At 67.5% G+C, this 16,976-nt stretch carries 18 protein-coding genes and 1 tRNA gene; 4 read left to right on the top strand and 15 right to left on the bottom strand.

Annotated features, from left to right (window positions below):
- Nucleotides 1-116 precede the first annotated feature (116 nt).
- From A6B37_RS16340 to A6B37_RS16330, 3 genes are all read right to left on the bottom strand, one after another.
- Complete coding sequence (locus tag A6B37_RS16340; RefSeq protein ID WP_246842501.1) at nucleotides 117-1,073, bottom strand: DUF4880 domain-containing protein; 957 nt, start codon at nucleotides 1,071-1,073, stop codon at nucleotides 117-119.
- 74 nt (nucleotides 1,074-1,147) lie between these two features.
- Complete coding sequence (locus A6B37_RS16335) at nucleotides 1,148-1,681, bottom strand: RNA polymerase sigma factor (protein ID WP_102775439.1); 534 nt, start codon at nucleotides 1,679-1,681, stop codon at nucleotides 1,148-1,150.
- On the bottom strand, nucleotides 1,678-2,286 hold the full coding sequence (locus A6B37_RS16330) for an STN domain-containing protein (protein ID WP_168202227.1): 609 nt from the start codon (nucleotides 2,284-2,286) through the stop codon (nucleotides 1,678-1,680). Before A6B37_RS16330 ends, A6B37_RS16335 begins: the two co-directional genes overlap by 4 nt.
- Nucleotides 2,287-2,487: 201 nt before the next feature.
- Between A6B37_RS16330 and A6B37_RS16325 the strand changes: the two genes are divergently transcribed.
- Nucleotides 2,488-2,823 carry a hypothetical protein gene (locus A6B37_RS16325; protein WP_111826373.1) on the top strand — a complete coding sequence of 112 codons (336 nt, stop codon included), beginning with the start codon at nucleotides 2,488-2,490 and terminating at the stop codon, nucleotides 2,821-2,823.
- A 20-nt stretch (nucleotides 2,824-2,843) separates the two neighbouring features.
- Here the strand turns inward: A6B37_RS16325 and A6B37_RS16320 are convergent, their stop codons facing one another.
- From A6B37_RS16320 to A6B37_RS16305, 4 genes are all read right to left on the bottom strand, one after another.
- A complete protein-coding gene (locus tag A6B37_RS16320) occupies nucleotides 2,844-3,503 on the bottom strand; it encodes a hypothetical protein (protein WP_146748012.1) in 660 nt (219 codons plus the stop codon).
- A gap of 87 nt (nucleotides 3,504-3,590) precedes the next feature.
- The gene (locus A6B37_RS16315; RefSeq protein WP_246842500.1) at nucleotides 3,591-3,830 is read right to left on the bottom strand and encodes a BrnA antitoxin family protein; all 240 of its coding nucleotides are present in this window, start codon (nucleotides 3,828-3,830) and stop codon (nucleotides 3,591-3,593) included.
- A gap of 62 nt (nucleotides 3,831-3,892) precedes the next feature.
- A complete protein-coding gene (locus tag A6B37_RS16310) occupies nucleotides 3,893-4,288 on the bottom strand; it encodes a type II toxin-antitoxin system VapC family toxin (RefSeq protein ID WP_111826371.1) in 396 nt (131 codons plus the stop codon).
- On the bottom strand, nucleotides 4,285-4,524 hold the full coding sequence (locus A6B37_RS16305) for a type II toxin-antitoxin system Phd/YefM family antitoxin (protein ID WP_168202226.1): 240 nt from the start codon (nucleotides 4,522-4,524) through the stop codon (nucleotides 4,285-4,287). Before A6B37_RS16305 ends, A6B37_RS16310 begins: the two co-directional genes overlap by 4 nt.
- On the opposite strand from A6B37_RS16305, the gene A6B37_RS26090 reads away from it, so the two are divergent.
- Complete coding sequence (locus tag A6B37_RS26090) at nucleotides 4,523-4,720, top strand: hypothetical protein (RefSeq protein WP_168202225.1); 198 nt, start codon at nucleotides 4,523-4,525, stop codon at nucleotides 4,718-4,720. The two genes, A6B37_RS16305 and A6B37_RS26090, sit on opposite strands and share 2 nt — an antisense overlap.
- Here A6B37_RS26090 and A6B37_RS16300 read toward each other — a convergent pair.
- From A6B37_RS16300 to mnmC, 6 genes are all read right to left on the bottom strand, one after another.
- Nucleotides 4,710-4,785 (bottom strand) — tRNA-Lys (locus A6B37_RS16300). The two genes, A6B37_RS26090 and A6B37_RS16300, sit on opposite strands and share 11 nt — an antisense overlap.
- A 68-nt stretch (nucleotides 4,786-4,853) precedes the next feature.
- A complete protein-coding gene (locus tag A6B37_RS16295; RefSeq protein WP_102775427.1) occupies nucleotides 4,854-5,651 on the bottom strand; it encodes a MetQ/NlpA family ABC transporter substrate-binding protein in 798 nt (265 codons plus the stop codon).
- A 43-nt stretch (nucleotides 5,652-5,694) separates the two neighbouring features.
- A complete protein-coding gene (locus tag A6B37_RS16290; protein WP_102775426.1) occupies nucleotides 5,695-6,348 on the bottom strand; it encodes a methionine ABC transporter permease in 654 nt (217 codons plus the stop codon).
- Nucleotides 6,305-7,393, bottom strand: a complete 1,089-nt coding sequence (locus tag A6B37_RS16285) for a methionine ABC transporter ATP-binding protein (protein WP_102775425.1) — start codon at nucleotides 7,391-7,393, stop codon at nucleotides 6,305-6,307. Before A6B37_RS16285 ends, A6B37_RS16290 begins: the two co-directional genes overlap by 44 nt.
- A 209-nt stretch (nucleotides 7,394-7,602) precedes the next feature.
- Entirely contained in the window at nucleotides 7,603-9,828 is a 2,226-nt protein-coding gene (locus A6B37_RS16280; protein WP_111826369.1) for a TIM-barrel domain-containing protein, read from the bottom strand.
- Nucleotides 9,829-10,097: 269 nt separating this feature from the next.
- Nucleotides 10,098-11,969 (bottom strand): FAD-dependent 5-carboxymethylaminomethyl-2-thiouridine(34) oxidoreductase MnmC, encoded by a 1,872-nt coding sequence (gene mnmC / locus A6B37_RS16275; protein WP_111826368.1) that lies wholly within the window; start codon nucleotides 11,967-11,969, stop codon nucleotides 10,098-10,100.
- A gap of 163 nt (nucleotides 11,970-12,132) precedes the next feature.
- Between mnmC and A6B37_RS16270 the strand changes: the two genes are divergently transcribed.
- The gene (locus A6B37_RS16270) at nucleotides 12,133-13,008 is read left to right on the top strand and encodes an inositol monophosphatase family protein (RefSeq protein WP_102775422.1); all 876 of its coding nucleotides are present in this window, start codon (nucleotides 12,133-12,135) and stop codon (nucleotides 13,006-13,008) included.
- Here A6B37_RS16270 and A6B37_RS16265 read toward each other — a convergent pair.
- Nucleotides 13,005-14,702, bottom strand: coding sequence for a long-chain-fatty-acid--CoA ligase (locus tag A6B37_RS16265; protein ID WP_168202224.1), 1,698 nt, complete (start codon nucleotides 14,700-14,702; stop codon nucleotides 13,005-13,007). The genes A6B37_RS16270 and A6B37_RS16265 overlap by 4 nt on opposite strands.
- A gap of 78 nt (nucleotides 14,703-14,780) precedes the next feature.
- Between A6B37_RS16265 and A6B37_RS16260 the strand changes: the two genes are divergently transcribed.
- Nucleotides 14,781-15,977 carry a M20 aminoacylase family protein gene (locus tag A6B37_RS16260; RefSeq protein ID WP_111826675.1) on the top strand — a complete coding sequence of 399 codons (1,197 nt, stop codon included), beginning with the start codon at nucleotides 14,781-14,783 and terminating at the stop codon, nucleotides 15,975-15,977.
- Between the two features lie 5 nt (nucleotides 15,978-15,982).
- Here the strand turns inward: A6B37_RS16260 and A6B37_RS16255 are convergent, their stop codons facing one another.
- Nucleotides 15,983-16,876, bottom strand: a complete 894-nt coding sequence (locus A6B37_RS16255; protein WP_111826366.1) for a LysR family transcriptional regulator — start codon at nucleotides 16,874-16,876, stop codon at nucleotides 15,983-15,985.
- Between the last annotated feature and the right edge of the window lie 100 nt (nucleotides 16,877-16,976).

The following is a 16,976-nucleotide window of genomic DNA, read 5'->3' as shown; positions in this document are numbered from 1 at the left end:
CCAGGATCTAGCGTGAAAATGGCAGCATCGGGGCGGACGCTTTTCCACTAGACGTTCGACGCGCGAAACGCGGAAATACCAAGCCATGAATCTTTCATGACAGGCTTTTGTGACACTCAGCCGATCAGCACCAGCTCACCCACGCGGCGCAAACGGATGTGATGCGCCGTCCGCAGCAGCTCCAGGGCCTGGTCCAAGTCGCTTACCCGCACGCGGGCCGAGAACCGTCGATCGGCCAAGGCGTCGTCGACCAGCACCACCCTGCCCGGCCGATAGCGGTTGATCTCCTGCACCGCCTGATCCAGCGGCAGGTCATCGAACACCACCACCCCCTCGCGCCAGGCGGACGCCGACGCTGCCTTGGCCAGCGGCGTCGCGGGGCCGACGCGTCTTTCGTCGTAAAAGGCTTCCTGTTGCGCCGCCAACGCCACCCTGCCGGCCGGATGCCGCAACTCGGCCGCGCCGCGCTGGCAGCGCACGCGCACGCGGCCGTCTTCCAGCTGGCGCATTTCGATATCGGCGTGGTCGAACCTGACGCTGGCCACGCCCGCCACGATTTCACAAGCGGGCGCGGACACGGCGGCCTCGCCGCTGATCAGGTCGATGCGCGGCCTGGCGGCGGCGTCGTTCACGGTGATGCTGGTGCGCGTATTCAAGGTGACGCGCACCTGGCCCGGCAGCTCCAGCGAGCGTTGTTCCCCCGCGCCTGTACGGTAGTCGGCCCTGAACTCCGACCAGGATGGCCACAGCCCCCAGGGCGGGCTCACGGCCAGATACGCCGCGCCAGCGGCCACGGCGCCGCCCAGAAAGGCGCGGCGCCCGGCGCGCGCACCCGCGAAACCGTGGACCTTGCGCGCAGGCCGGGCCTGCGGAACGCGCCGCGCGGCGGTCTCGACGGCCTGCCATTCATGCGCGGCCTGCGACCAGGCGCGGGCGTGCCCGGCGCTTTGCGCGCACCAGGCCTTCAGGGATTCCAGATCGCGCGTGGTCGGCTGGCCGGTCTTGAGCAGTACCGCCCACGCGCGCGCCTGACGCAGAACGTCATCGTCTGGAGCGTTGGGTTCGGTCGCCATGAAGGCCTTGTTCATCGTTCAAAAATAAGTGCTATCAACAGACCAGACGATTGACGGCGCAAAACCGGAACCGGTCATCGGGTTTTCTTCGGAACATCGCGAGCCTCCATGGCGGCCATGCAGGTTTGAGCGGCGGTCTGGATCTCGCGGCGCACCATGCGCGCCGAGATGCCCCAGCGGCGCGCCAGGCTTTCGGTATCTTCGCCGTGGACGCGATGTGCGATCAGCAAGGCGCTCTGGCGCGGCGGCATGTCCTGCAGCGCCCGCATCGCCGTGTCCAGGCGCTGGCGCGAAGCCAGGTCGCTATCCAGCCCCGGCTGCGCGCCGCGCGCCTGCTCGAACACGGCCTCGATCTCATCGTCGCCCAGCAGGCGGGCGTCGCTGCGGATGCGGTCGATCGCCACATTGACGGCGGTATTGACCAGATAGGCGTGCGGGTGGCGCACCTCATCGAGATTGTCCTGCGACGCCAGGCGCACATAGGCTTCGTGCAACGCGTCCGAAGCCATGTCCGACGAGCCCCCGAGACGGTAGGCCACTTGCCGCCGCAAAGCGTCGTAACCCTGCGTGATCAGCTGCTGCAGGCGCTCCACCCCCTTCCTGCTCATCGCTGGCAGCCTCCCCACCGGGCGGCGGCCTGCGGCGACACCAGCAGGATCATGGGTTGCGCCAGGCCGGCCGGCGGCGGACGCAGGCGCGCCTGCGACAGGGCCTGGCGCACGACGGGCTCCAGCTCGGGCCGCGCCTGGACCCGCACGCGCAGGTCTTCGACGCGGCGATCCTTATTGATGGAGAAGCGCAATGCGATGCGTAGACGGTCGGCCTGCAAGCCAGGCTGCGCGCACAGCACATGCAAGATGCTTTGCTGCAGGTATCCGTCGTAGGACAGCGCCAGCACATTGCCTCGATCCGGCGCGGGCGCCTCGGCCTCCAACGGCACGACCGTGACCACGCCCGAAGACACCGACTGCGCGCGCATCTGCGTGCCCTTCAACAAACGGCTCAAACCCTCGGTCCGGGCATAACGGCCGCGAACGGACGGGCTGCGTTTGCCGCGCACCTGCTCGGTGTCAAAGAAAATCGACAGCCCCGTGATTTCGCCATAGCGCCGCAAGGCTTGCTCCAACGGCAGGGCCGGCAGATCGAACACGTGCGTCTCGGCCGACGCTTGTGCCCATGCCGACGCCCCGGCCGCCCACAGCATGACCGTCATCGTCAACAACCAGACCACACGCATGGATGGCGGGAGCAGAGGAAAAAGGGGGATTGCCCAAGTGCTGGCATCGACAAAACAGGGGCGCGGAAAAAGGATGCAACATCTTGCAGCCGGCGCATGACATGAATCTTTCACGGCACGCCGCAGCAGGTAACACTACACTGTGTTCGCGCTCGGTAGCACTGAAGGAGCCGTCTCATGTCCGTTGCCCTTACGCCCAAATGGTTACTGCTGCTTGGCCTGGCCCTGCCCGTCGCGGCCGCCGCCCAGCAGGCCGCCTCTGCCCGAAAGCCCGCCGAGTCCGCCTGTGTCGATGTCGAGGTCAATGGCTATCGCGCCCTGTCGTACGAGTGCCTCAACGCCCAGATCGCGCCTGCGCCGAACGCGCCGCGCGACAACCCCGCCCTGGCGTCCCAAGACATCGTCTCGCGCCCCGGCAACCAGATCGGCCAGTTCAATCGCGCGGCGACGTCCAATCGCATGGGCAACACCTTCGGCGCATCGGCCCGGCCGCAGCGCCCGCCCCGCCCCTGACGTTCAAAGAAAGCGGGATCTCAGGTCGGAAATTCCAGGTTCAGACGCAGCGCCATCGGCTGGCGCATATCGCGCGGCGGCGGCGCTGACAACGGCTGTGCCGTCAATATCCGGTGCAGGTCCGCATCGGCCTGCGCATCGCCCAGGCTCGCGAACTCCACGCGATATACCTTGCCGGCCGCCGCCACCCATACCCGCACCACCAGCGGCCCCGGCGGCGTCGACGAGCGACTGTTCAACAGGCGGTCCTGCATTTTTTCGTGCAGGCGCACCACGGCTTCGTTGTCGGGGTCGCTCAGCCAGGCCTGGAATTGGTTACTGGCCAACTGTGCATAGCTGATCCAATGTTGCGGCACGGTCTGCGCTTGAACCGACGGCGCCTGCGCCGCGATCAGCCCCAGCCCCAACAGCCCCTGCAACATCGCGCGCAGGCGGCGCCACCAGGCAATCACGCCCGGTCGGCGGGTCACGTCATGGGAAGTGGCACGGGTGCTGCGCATCTCGCTGAAGGCGACTGAAAAGAATGCGCGATTGTGACCGGCTGTTCTGACCGCGTGATGACGGCTCGAAGGGTCAAAGTGTTGCTGCAAATCCAGCCTAGACCGGCTGATGGCAAAGTTGGTGAACCTGCAAGCCTGAACGGACGAGACAAAGCCCCCCACGTTCCAAAGGCGGCCCATTTGCTTTGGAGCTGGCTTATCGCACAGACGTCGCCTGAGCGCTGGTCAAGTCAACCGATGCATCTTCAGCCAGTCCCTCAGAGCAGTTTATTCGTGTCTGCCACCCCTGCTCCGTGGCTTGAAAGCAGCCAGGACTTCTTCATCCAGACGAATCGTGGTAGGGGACTTACGCACGGCCGCAGTGCTTCCGACCGGCCGGCCACGACGCCGTGCCGAAATTTGCTCCGGCGTATGGACACGGGCGTGGCGACCTGCGACCGCCTGGTCCGCACTGCGCAATAGCGCGGCCTCGAACTCGGCCACTTCGGGATCAATCTTCTTGGGCATCGAGTTTCTCCTTTGCGTACACGATCAGTAGGCGGCCTTATGCTTTCGCAGGATCGGTTGCCTCACCAGATAGTCTGAACGTGGGGGTAACCACGAATCTTCATATCAGCAGAGATCAGAGGGGCCGAATGACGCCGCGCCGTGGCCACGATGATGCGGTCCGCCGGGTCCTTGTGAAACTCCCCGGGCAGGTAGACAGATTGGATCGAAATGCCGACATCCACCGGAACGAACCGGATTGCGCGCACCTGGGCGACCGTATCCAGCCAGGCCTCGGCCTCCATGGTCAAAGCCAGACGCCCGGCCTTGGCCAGCATCGCCACTTCCCAAGCGCTGATGGCCGAGACCAGGATTTCGCCATCCTGGGCCTCTGCCTCGATGGCGTCGCGCGCGGCGCGGCTAAGCTGCGGATCGCCCGCCGCCCACCAGATCAGCACATGGGTGTCCAATACGATCATTGCGCTGCCTCCCACACATCATCGCCGACGGGAGACAAGGGATCGTCGAACCGCAAAACGGACCCGCGCAACACCTCCAGCGGATCCCGTTGCGGCGCCGCCCGATAGGGCCGGATTTCCAGCGCGGGCTTGCCGTGGTCGGTTACGACAATGGGCTCGCCCGTCGCTTCGACCTGCCGGAAAAGCTCCAGCGCCCGGGCCTTGAACTCGGTTTTCGACACATGCAGGGTCGACATGACGGCCTCCCATGGATGGATGATGCAGTTCATCTTATCAAAAATGACCATTGAAAATAGTAATTTCATGGGTGGCGGACTCGACTGCCGCTTTCGTTCACTACAGGCGAAAAAAAAGCACCGCGATTGCTCGCAAGTGCTTGATTCTCTTCTGCCTTCTTCTGCCTTCCTAAAAAAGGAAGGGGTGGTGGGTTGAGCGAGACTCGAACTCGCGACCAACGGATTAAAAGTCCGCTGCTCTACCGACTGAGCTATCAACCCGACCGAAGCCAGACATTATGGCGTGTTACGGGAAGTTTGTCAAAAAAATGATTCCCGACTTGCCGTGCTTACCAGGCCGCGACCACGGCGCCCTTGTACTTGGTCTCGATGAATTGCTTCACGGCCGGGCTGTGGTAGACGCTGACCAGCTTGGCGAATTCGGGACGGTCCTTGTCCTTTTCGCGCACCACCAGCACGTTGGCGTACGGCGAGTCGGGCGATTCCTGGGCGATGGCGTCCTTGGCCGGGTTCAAGCCGGCTTCCAGGGCGAAGTTGGTGTTCACGGCCGAGGCGTCGGTGTCGTCCAGCGAGCGCGGCAGCTGGGCGGCGTCCAGTTCGATGAAGCGCAGCTTCTTGGGGTTTTCGACCACGTCGATCGGGGTCGCTTTCAGGCCAACGTCGGGGCGCAGCTTGATCAGGCCGTTGGCCTGCAGCAGCAACAGGGCGCGGCCGCCGTTGGTGGGATCGTTGGGCAGCGCGAAGCGGGCGCCCTCCTTCAGCTCGGACAGCGATTTGATTTTCTTGCTGTAGATGCCGATGGGGAAGATCACGGTCTTGGCGATGCTGACCAGCTTGTAGCCGCGGTCGGCGTTGGCGTTGTCCAGGTAGGGCTGGTGCTGGTAGCTGTTGGCGTCGAGGTCGCCCGAGGCCAGGGCCACGTTGGGCTGCACGTAGTCGGAGAATTCGATGACTTCGATCTTCAGGCCCTGCTTGGCGGCTTCCTGCTTGACCACGTCGAAGATCTGGGCGTGCGGGCCGGCGGTCACGCCGATTTTCAGCGGCTTGTCCTGGGCCAGCGCGGGCTGGGCGAATACGGCGGCGCCCAGGGCGAACGCGGCCAGCGACTTCAAAACCTTGATGCTCATGTTGCGTGTATCCCGAATATCGGAAGTGGGGGAAGAAAATCGCTCAGCGGTGCGAGATGCGGCGCACGTAGCGGTCGCCCAGGCTCTGCACCACCTGGACCAGCACGATCAGCACGATGACGACCGCGGCCATCACGTCGGACTGGAAACGCTGGTAGCCGTAGCGGATGGCCAGGTCGCCCAGGCCGCCGCCGCCGATGGCGCCGGCCATCGCGGAATAGCCGATCAGGCTGACGATGGTGACCACGGTGGCGGCCACCAGGCCGGGCAGGGATTCGGGCAGCAGCACCTTGAGGATGATCTGCATGGGCGAGGCGCCCATGGCGCGCGCCGCGGTGATCAGGCCCGGATCGACTTCGCGCATGGCGTTCTCGGCGATGCGGGCCATGAACGGGATGGCGGCGACCGACAGCGGCACGATGGCGGCGGTGGTGCCGATCGAGGTCTGGGCCACGAAGCGCGTGAACGGGATGATGGCGACCATCAGGATGACGAAGGGCACCGAGCGCGTGGCGTTGATGATGGCGCCCAGCACGTGGTTGACGGACTGGTTTTCCAGCATGTTGCCGCGGGCCGTCACGGTCAGGACCACGCCCAGCGGAATGCCGACCACCACCGCGATGGCGCTGGCCACGCCCACCATCAGGAGGGTGTCAAGCAGCGACGTAATAAGCAGGTCGATCAGTTGCGGGCTCATGGGCGATTTCTTCTACGGAGATGTCACGGGCGGTCAGGGCGGCGATGGCGTCCTTGACCGCGGCGGGCGCGCCCTGGGCCAGCACGAACATCGTGCCCACGGCCACGCCCTGGATGTCTTCGACACGGGCCTGGATCAGGTCCACGTCGAGCGAATGCTGCTTGGTCAGGTCGGACAGGAACGACCCGGATGCGTCGTTGCCGGTCAGCGACAGGCGCAGCAGGCGCAGGGCCTGGTCCGGCTTGGCCGCGGCCAGCGTCTCGATGCGCTGCCTGACCGCCGCCAGCGTGGCGTCGGTCAGTTCGGAAGCGGTGGCGGCCGAGACCATGGCGCGGGTCACTTCATGGCGCGGCTGCGCGAACACTTCGCGCGTGCTGCCCATCTCGACCACTTCGCCCTGCGACAGCACGGCCACGCGGTCGCAGACTTCGCGCACCACTTCCATCTGGTGCGTGATCATGACCACGGTCACGCCGGTCTTGCGGTTGATGTCGCGCAGCAGGGCCAGGATGTTGTGCGTGGTTTCCGGGTCCAGCGCCGAGGTGGCCTCGTCGCTCAGCAGCACGTCGGGGTTGTTGGCCAGGGCGCGGGCGATGCCGACGCGCTGCTTCTGGCCGCCGCTGATCTGGCTGGGATAGCGGTCGCGCAGATGCTCCAGGCCGACCAGCGCCAGCAGGCGCTCGACGCGCGCCGGGATCTCGGCCTTGTCCACGCCGGCGATTTCCAGCGGCAGCGCCACGTTGCCGTACACCGTGCGGCGCGACAGCAGGTTGAAGCCCTGGAACACCATGCCGATGCGGCGGCGCTGGGCGCGCAGCTGCGCCTCGGACAGGCCGGTCAGGGGCTGGCCGCCGATGGCGATCGAACCTTCGTTGGGCCGCTCCAGCAGGTTGATGCACTGGACCAGCGTGCTTTTGCCGGCCCCGCTGGGGCCGATGATGCCGAAGACCTCGCCCTGCGCGATGTGCAGGTTGATGCCCCGCAGCGCCTGGAATTGTCCATGCGGCGTGGCATAGGTCTTGGATAGGTTCTCGATGTGAATCATGGCAAGCGATTTTGTATCTTCTCTCTTCTAAAGAGAACGACCGTTTTTTCCATTTTTTATAACTTTAAGTAATATAAAGGCCCGAATCCGCGCTTGCCGGCCCTGCGGCAAGTGTCCTTCATAAAGGCGGAAATGGGCAGCCGGGAAGGAATGTCCTCCTGACTGCCCATCTGCTTTCCGGACCGCCTCCGTGGAGGCGGGCCCCGCGATCAACGTGCGCGCGAGATGCGGACCTCGGCGCCGCGGCGCTTGACTTCCAGCCCCTCGGACGGGGAAATGCGCAGGCCTTCCAGACCCTTGATGTAGCTGGAGCCCTGCATCTGCATCACGCGGATCTTGTTGCGCATGACGACCGGATTGTGCACCGGCATGCCGAACATCCAGACCTCGTCGAGGATACGGGCCGAGTTGAACTCGCCCGTATGCTGCGCGGCCGGTCCCAGACAGAGCATGTGCCCCTCGCGGCCGAACACCGGGAACTGGCCGAAGTCGCAATCCATGGTCCAGGTGGTGCCGCCTTCGTAGCGGTGCCCGGTGTTCAGGTCCCACCAGGCCTCGCCCTTGGGCAGGTATACGCGGACCTGCTTGCCGGGCTCGGTCACGGGGGCCACCAGCAGCGCCGGGCCGAGCAGGTATTGCAGGTCCCAGTCGTGGGCATGGGGATCGTTGGGGAACGACATGGCCATGGAGCGCTGCACCGGCAGGCCGGTGCGCGCCGAATCCTCGATGGCGCCCAGCACGTAGGGCACCAGGCGGTAGCGCCATTGCAGCCAGGTCTTGGCGTGCCCCAGGATCTCTTCGCCGAAGTCCCAGGGCATCAGGCCCGCCACGCCCTGGAACGAGAAGTTGGACGAAAACACGCCGGCGGTCAGCCAGCGCAAATAGAGTTCGGGCGTCATGCCGGCGCGGTCGCGCGAGGCCGAGCCGATGCCGTGCACCTGCACCGGCACGCCGCTGGCGCCGATGGACAAGGCGGTGCGCAGGGTATGGCGCAGGCCTTCCCAGCTGTTCTCGACCTGCGGCCCGACCTGCCACGGCAGACGCTGCGCGGCCGGGAACAGGTCGGCGCTGGGCACCACGCCCTCGGGCGGGACCTTGAGGCCGGCGACCGCGTCGAACAGCGCGCGGCGCACCAGGAGCGGGTACATGCTGCGCAGCGCCGGGCCGGTTTCGCCGTTGCGGGCGCTCACGCCGTCGGGAATGGCGATCTGGGCGTCGCACGCGGGCGCGTCCAGGCCGTCTTCGACCAGCTGGCGATGGCGCTCCACCCACAGGTTATAGATGTCGCGGTAGGTCAGATCCAGCAGGCCGTAGGGCTGCCCCGAGGTGGCGGCGTTGCCGTCGAACACCTGGGCCGAGCCGTCGTCCCTGGTCAGCAGCCAGCCGCGGTCTTCCAGTTCCTCGAACAAGGGGCTGGTCTTGAGCACGCCGGGAAAACCGGAGGCCGCGACGTGCACGTTGTGCTTGTGGAAGAGCGCCAGCATCTGCTTGGCGTCCGGGAAGCGCTGGGCGTCCCATTCGAATACGGTCTTGTCCGCCTGGAAGCCCCAGGCCGCCGGCTGCGCCAGCGTCACGGCGTCGACCGGGATCTGGTTCTCGCGCATGCGCGCCACCAGCGCCACGGTCTCGGTCGGCATTTCGCCCGAGGCCTGCTGCAGCCACGCGCCCATCGCCCACAGCGAGGGCTGGCCGGCGCGGCCGGTCAGCGCGGTGTACTGGTTGAGGATTTCGCCCGGCTCGCCGACGAACAGGAACAGGTCGAGGACGGCGTCGTCCAGCGTCAGCACGTAGGCGGAATCGGCCGGCGCGACGCCGACCGAGTGCTCGACGCGGCGCATGGAATTCACATAGAGGCCCCAGCCGCGCGGGCTCCAGGCCAGCGGCAGCGCGCGGTGCTCCGGATCGTCGGACACCACGGACTCTTCGCGGCGGTTCAGGTCTCCGGGAGTTTCGCCCAGGCCGTACACGCGCTCGTCGGCCTGCAGCGTGAAGCCGGCCGTCCAGACGGCGTCTTCGGCCTGGTCCAGCGCGTTGTGCCCGAACGCGGGCGTATGCGCGGAGACCTCGGATTCCAGCACGCGCTCTTCGTTGCGGTAGAGCGCCACGCGCACGGGGTTGGACAGCAGCTCCAGCACCACGTCGCCCTGGGCGATGCGCCAGCCGTCGCCGTCGTCGCGCGGGGCGACGGTGGCTTCACCCACCGCTTCCTGGCGCGCGAGCAGCATCTCCGCCACGGCGCGGGCGCGCGCAGTGGGCTTGTCATCGGTAAGGTGATTCGCCTCGCCGCAGCGCAGGCGGAACACACCAGGCGCATGCGCCTCGACTACCAGGTGCAACCCATCGCCCGCGTCGAAATCTACGCGACTGGGACGGGACGTCAGCAGCTCGACGGTATCGAGCTGGGTAGTATGGGCAAAGTCGAACTTGGGCGGCACAGAGCATCCCCCGGCTTAAGCCAAAAACCATCAAAAGACGCTATTTTGACGGATTTGGGCTTTGAAATAAACTCGGTCCCTCTTTTGGACGGCCATATCGTCCAAAAAAGGGGTCTAAAGCCCCCGGTCATCGCCCACGGGCGGAATGCCTGCCGGGCCCTCGACGCGCCGGGTGTGGCACCAATTCCGGCCCAATTGGCGTCAAATCCTGGCAATTCCAGCATTCTACGCCACCGTCCCCGTGCGCCCCGCCCTGCGTCCCGACTTTTTCAGCGCGGCGCCACCAGCCTGGCCAGGTCGGTCTCCAGCGGCGCGGGTTCGCCCTGCAACCGGGCGCCGATCAAGTCGCCCATCAACGCCGACCACGACAGCCCCCGCGAGGCATAGCCCACGGCCAGCCACAGGCCGGGCGCCTGGGGCAGTTCGCCCACCGCCGGCAGGCGGCCGGGCAGCACCGCCCGCCATCCCGCCCAGCCCGGCAGGCTGCCCGGCTCCAGGGCCTGGAACGCCGCGGGCACGCTGCCCAGCAGGCCCGCGGCCTTGTCCAGCGTGACGCGCTGGCCCTCGGCGCTCACCCGGGCCTCGGCGGCGCCATGCACATAAGTGCTGCCGGCCACGCAGCCCGCGCCGGTGTCCGGCAGCAGATAGCCTTCGCCGCCGACGATGCAGCGCGGTCCGCCCGCCAGCGCCGCGGCCGGCACCAGCGTGACCTCCCCGGCCAGCGCATGCATCTGCGCCACCCGCGGCAGCGGCTCCAGCAGTCCGCTGGCCGCCAGCACGCCCTGCGCCCCCGCCGCATTGGCCAGGATCACGGTATCGGCCTGCGCCAGTTCGGCGCCGGCTGCGTCCAGCACGCGCCAGCCCTGCCCGGCCCGCTCGACCCGCGCCGCCGCGCCGGGTTGGACCGTGACGCCGGGCGTGGCCAGCAGGGCTTCTATCAGCCGCCCGGGCTGCACCAGCATGCCCTGCGCGAAAAACACGCCGCCGCGCGCCAGCGGCAGGCCGGCCAGCTGGCTGGCCTCGTCGCGGTCGACCTGGCGCACCCATTGCGCCGGAAACGCCAGCGCCTCCAGGGTGCCGGCCATCGCCGCGGACCGGCCGGCGTCGCGTTCGAGCTGGACGGTGCCGCAGACCCGCGGGGCGGCGTCCCCTGCCAGGCCCAGCCAGCGCGCCTGCGCCCGCTGGCTGCCGGCGCGCGACAGGCGCGCCCGCGTATTGTCGTCGCGCGCCAGCACCGGGGTCAGCGCCGCGGCGACGTGCCCGGCATGCGCGGGCGCGCCCTGCGCGCGGCCGGCGTCGACCACGGTCACGCGCCAGCCGCGCAGGCCCAGCGCCTGGGCGATGCCCGCGCCCGCCAGGCCGGCGCCCACCACCACGGCGTGGCGGTGGGCCACGGGACGCAGCCCGGCGGCCACCGCGCCTTCCCGCGCGGCCTCGCCCGCCGTCATGTGCCATTTGCCGCCGTAGCCCGGGGCGCGGCGCACGTTGAAGCCCGCTTCCTGCAAGGCGCGGCGCAGCTCGCCGGTACAGGCCCAGGTGGCCACCGTGGCGTCCGGCGCGGCCAGCGCCGCCAGATCGCGCAGCAGCGGCGGCGCCCACATGCGGGGATTGCGCTCGGGCGCGAAGCCATCCAGGAAGAAAGCATCCACCCGCGCGCTCAACCGGGGCGCCAGCGCCTGCGCCTCGCCGAAGCCCAGCGTCAGCGTGACGGCCCCGCCTTCGAATTCCAGGCGGTGCAGTCCGGGCAGCAGCTCCGGCCAGCGATCGGCGAGCTGCCGCCCCAGGCCGGCCAGCGGTTCGGGCGCGTAGCGCTCCAGCAGGGCCGCCAGGTCGGCGCGCGCAAAGGGGTGTCCTTCTATGGCAAGCACGTGCAGGGCGGCCGGACGCTGGGGGTCCTCGCGCCAGGCGCGCCACAGCGCCAGGAAATTCAGTCCCAGCCCGAAGCCGGTTTCACAGACCGTGAAGGCGCCGCGGCCGCGCCATCGCCCGGGCAGCCCGTTGCCGCGCAGGAACACGTGTTCGGCCTGCCCGAGCGCGCCGGAGGGCGAATGGTAGACGTCGCCATAGGCGGGGCTGAACAGCCTGCCTTCGGCGTCGAACTCGGCCACGGCGGGAATCAGGGGGGAATAGGTAACGGACATTGGGTGCGGCGGAAACAAACAGTATCGGGCCAAGCCCGGAAATTCGGGATAAACGCAAATTATCGGCGGACCGCGGTCCATACGTTGGGCGAAAGCCACGCGGCGGCGCGGTTTCGGGCCGCTTGCCACCGATTTGACTCATACATGGGCTTACACTCGATTCATGGATACTTACGATCAGCCCCGTTCGCTGGCCTCGCCCATCGACCTGTGCGCCGCGATCGACGCGGCCGTCACAGCCTCGCATGCCGGCGCCGCCATCCTGCAATCCTACGCGCATCACCGCAGCGACCTGGTGATCGACCGCAAGGCGCGCAACGATCTGGTATCCCAGGCGGACCGCGAGGCCGAAGCCGCCATCATCGAGCAACTGCAAGCCCGCACGCCCCAGTTCGGCATCGTCGCCGAGGAAACCGGGGGCAAGCCGCAGGGCGACGCCACCTGGTACATCGACCCGCTGGACGGCACCACCAATTTCCTGCACGGCATTCCGCACTACGCCGTGTCGATCGCGCTGGTGGCCCACGCCGGCACCGCGGTCTCGGCCACCGAAACGCTGGAACAGGACACCCCCGTGGCCGGCGCGGTCTACGACCCGCAGCGCGAAGAGCTCTTCACCGCGGTCTACGGGCTGGGGGCCTGGCTCAACGGCCGGCGCATCCAGTGCTCGCGCACCCAGACCATCGAGGACGCGGTGCTGGCCACCGGCTTCCCGTTCCGCGACTTTTCATTCGCCGCGCAGTACATGCCCATGCTGCACGACGCCATCAACCGCTCGCGCGGCGTGCGCCGCATGGGCGCGGCCGCCCTGGACCTGGCCTGGACCGCCTGCGGCCGCTACGACGGCTATTGGGAAATGGGGCTGGCGCCCTGGGACGTGGCCGCGGGCACGCTCATCGTGCGCGAGGCCGGCGGCGCCTGCTCGGACATGCATCGGCAGGATCCCTGGCCCATCGGCGGGCGCGTCGTGGCCGGCAACCGCGCCGTCGAGCGCGCCCTGCACGAGATGATCGCGCCGCACCTCGGCGCCGCCGCCTAGGCGGCCTTGCCCGGGTCCGACGCCGGCGCATCGGGCCGCAGTTCGCGGCGCAGGATCTTGCCCACGTTGCTCTTGGGCAGTTCGTCGCGAAATTCCACGAAACGCGGACGCTTGTAGCCGGTGAGCCGTTCGCGGCACCATTCCTGGATCTGGGACTCGGTAAGAGACGGGTCCTTTTTCACCACGAACACCTTGACGGCCTCGCCGGAATGCTCGTCCGGCACGCCTATGGCCGCGCACTCCAGCACGCCCGGATGCTGCGCCACGGCGGCCTCGACTTCGTTCGGATAGACCTTGAAGCCCGACACCGCGATCATGTCCTTCTTGCGGTCGACGATGCGGGTATAGCCCTGCTCGTCCATGATGCCGATGTCGCCGGTGCGGAAATAGCCGTCGGCCGTCATGGACTGGCGGGTTTCCTCGGGCTTCTGCCAATACCCCAGCATGACCTGGGGACCGCGGATGCAGACTTCGCCGCGCTCGCCCAGCGGCACCTCGCGGCCCTCGTCGTCCATGATGGCCACGTCGGTCGACGGCAGCGGCAGGCCGATGGAGCCGGAGTACTCGGTCGCGTTGGTGGGATTGACGGTGGCCACCGGCGAGGTCTCGGACAGACCGTAGCCTTCGACCAGCGGCCGGCCCGTGATTTTCAGCCAGCGCTCGGCCACCTGGCGCTGCACCGCCATGCCGCCGCCCAGCGTCAGGCGCAGCGCGGAGAAGTCCAGGCGGGCGAAATCCTCGTTGTGCGCCAGCGCGTTGAACAGCGTATTGACGCCCGGAAAAATGTTGATGGGCGTCTTGCGCCACGCGTTGATCAGCGAAGGCTGGTCGCGCGGATTGATGATGAGCACGTTGCGCATGCCGGCGTACAGGCCATACAGCCCGCAGACCGTCATCGCGAACACGTGATAGAGCGGCAGCGCGCTGATGATGGTGAGCTGCTGGCCGGCGAGGTCGTGCACCACGGGCTGGGCCACGGCCTCGGTCTGCAGCACGTTGGCCGTCAGGTTGCGGTGCGACAGCATGGCGCCCTTGGGCACGCCGGTGGTGCCGCCGGTGTACTGCAGCACCGCCACGTCGTCCATGGACAGGACCGGCGGCTTGAAAGGCAGCTTCGCGCCGTCGCTCAGCACCCGCGGCAGTTCGTGGGCGCCGTCGATACGCCAGGCGGGCACCAGCTTCTTGATATGGCGGGCGACCAGGTTCACCAGCGGCGCCTTCAGGCCGCCGAGCAGGTCGCCGGGGCCGGTCACGACGATGTGCTTGAGCTGCCCGCGGTCGGTCACGCGCTCCAGCGTATGCGCGAAGTTCTCCAGGATGACGATGGCCGAGGCGCCGCTGTCGAGCAGCTGGCGCTGCAGTTCTTCGGCGGTGTAGAGCGGATTGACGTTGACCACGACCAGGCCGGCGCGCAGCGTGCCCAGCATGCTGACCAGATAGGCGGGCACGTTGGGCATCATCAGCGCCACGCGCGCGCCCTTGGGCAGGCCCAGGCTTTGCAGCCAGGCCGCGAATGCGCGGGCATGGGCGTCCAGTTGCGCGTACGTGATGTCGCTGCCCATCGCGGTGCACGCGATGCGGGAGGCATACTGTTTGCAGGCCCGGTCCAGCAGGTCGGTCAGAGAGGAATATCCCTCGGTCGAGATCTCCGCCGGAACGCCTTGCGGGTAATGGGCAAGCCACGGACGCGTCATGGTAGTTGTCTCCATTAAATCGATTTTTGATTGATGATAACCTTGTTGCGTTCCCATATTCCGCCCGAGTGCAATGCCATGAAACTGCTCGAACCCATCGTCGCGTGGCACCGCGATATTTCCACGATCCGGCGCGACATCCACGCCCATCCCGAACTGGCTTTCGAGGAGTTCCGCACGGCCGACGTGGTCGCCGCGAAACTGCAGGAATGGGGCATCGAAATCCATCGCGGGCTGGGCGGCACGGGCGTGGTCGGCATCATCCGCGGCAACCTGCCGGGCGAACGCGCCGTGGGCCTGCGCGCCGACATGGACGCGCTGCCCATGCAGGAGGTCAACACCTTCGCGCACGCCAGCAAGCACGAGGGCAAGATGCACGCCTGCGGCCACGACGGCCACACCGCCATGCTGCTGGCCGCGGCGCGCTACCTGTCGCAGCACCGCGACTACGCCGGCACCGTCTACGTGATCTTCCAGCCGGCCGAGGAAGGCGGCGGCGGCGCCAAGCGCATGATCGACGACGGCCTGTTCACGCGCTTCCCCATGGAAGCCGTGTTCGGCATGCATAACTGGCCCGGCATGAAGCCTGGCCAGTTCGGCCTGACCCCCGGCCCCATCATGGCTTCCAGCAACGAGTTCTCCATCGTCGTCAAGGGCAAGGGCTCGCACGCCGGCATGCCCAACCTGGGCATAGACCCGGTCATGGCGGCCGTGCAGCTGGCCCAGTCGCTGCAGACCATCATCACGCGCAACCGCAATCCGCTGGACGCCGCGGTGCTCAGCATCACCCAGATCCATGCCGGCAGCGCCGACAACGTGGTGCCCAACCATGCCGAATTGCGCGGCACCGTGCGCACGTTCACGTTGGAGACGCTGGACCTGATCGAACGCCGTATGGAAGAGATCGCGCGCCATACCTGCGCGGCCATGGACTGCGAAATGGAATTCACATTCCAGCGCAACTATCCGCCCACCATCAACCACCCCGCCGAGGCCGAATTCTGTGCCGAGGTGCTGCGCGACATCGTCGGCGAGGACAACGTCAACGACCACGTGCAGCCGACCATGGGCGCGGAAGACTTCGCCTTCATGCTGCAGGAGCTGCCGGGCTGCTATGTCTGGATCGGCAACGGCACCGGCGAGCACCGCGACAGCGGCCACGGCCTGGGCCCGTGCATGCTGCACAACGGCAGCTACGATTTCAACGACGAGCTGCTGCCGCTGGGCGGCACCTACTGGGTCCAGCTGGCGCTCAAGCGCCTGGCCAAGGACTAGTTCCGTTACACCGCTTCGGGCGCGCCGACCGCCAGGCACATCGCCAGGAAACGTTCGGCCGCCCGCGCCGCCGCGTCCGCGTGCGGCACCAGGATGCTCAGGGTCCGCGTCAGCGGCCGCGGCAACAGGCGCAGGGCCGCCAGCGCCCCGTCCTCGTGGCGCATCGACATGACCGACACAAAGCCCACGCCCAGGCCCGCGCGCACCGCCTGCTTCACGCCTTCCACCCCGGCCAGTTCCAGGCCCACCGACGGCGCCAGCCCGGCGTCCGAAAACGCGCGCTCCACCAGCCGGCGCACGCCCGAACCGGGTTCGCGCATGACCAGCGCCGAAGCGGCCAGGTCGCGCAGGGTCACCGCCCCCTTGCCCGCCAGCGCGTGGTCCGCCCGCACGATGGCCACCACTTCGTCCTGCCGCCAGGCGTGCACCGCCGTGTCCGCCGGCAGGCCCGTCGGCACGTCGCCCTCGATGAAGGCCAGGTCCAGGGCCGGCAAGCGCTCGACGATTTCGCGGGTGTTGCCGTCGGACAGATGCAGGCTGACCGAGGGAAAGGCGCGGCGGAAGTCCGCCACCAGGCTGGGCAACAGATAACTGGCCGGCGTGGTGCTGGCGCCCAGGCGCAGGGCGCCGGTTTCCAGGCCGCGCCAGGATTCGCGCACGGCCTGCGCCTGGCGGTACACCTGGCGCAGTTGCCGGGCCTGTTCGGCCAGGCGCTCGCCGGCCTCGGTCAGCACGATGCCATGCCCGCTCCGGCGGTACAGGGGCTCGCCGAACCATTCCTGCAACATGCGCAGCTGGCCCGACACCGCGGGCTGGGACAGGTTCAGCACCAGGGCGGCGCGGCTGATGTTGCCGGTATCGGCCACCGAGGCGAAGGTAAGCAGCTGGTCCGGAGTCATGGCGGGCTAATTATCAGTTAATCCGATATTACATATTCAAAATAACAATTTTTCAAATAACAGACCAGCCCCTAATATTTCGTCTAGTTATTTAGATATG

The organism is Achromobacter sp. HZ01 (genome assembly GCF_003267925.1).
Lineage (GTDB): Bacteria > Pseudomonadota > Gammaproteobacteria > Burkholderiales > Burkholderiaceae_B > Achromobacter > Achromobacter pulmonis_A.
The sequence above is the reverse complement of the archived record's forward strand: the minus strand, read 5'-3'. Positions and strand labels throughout refer to the sequence as shown.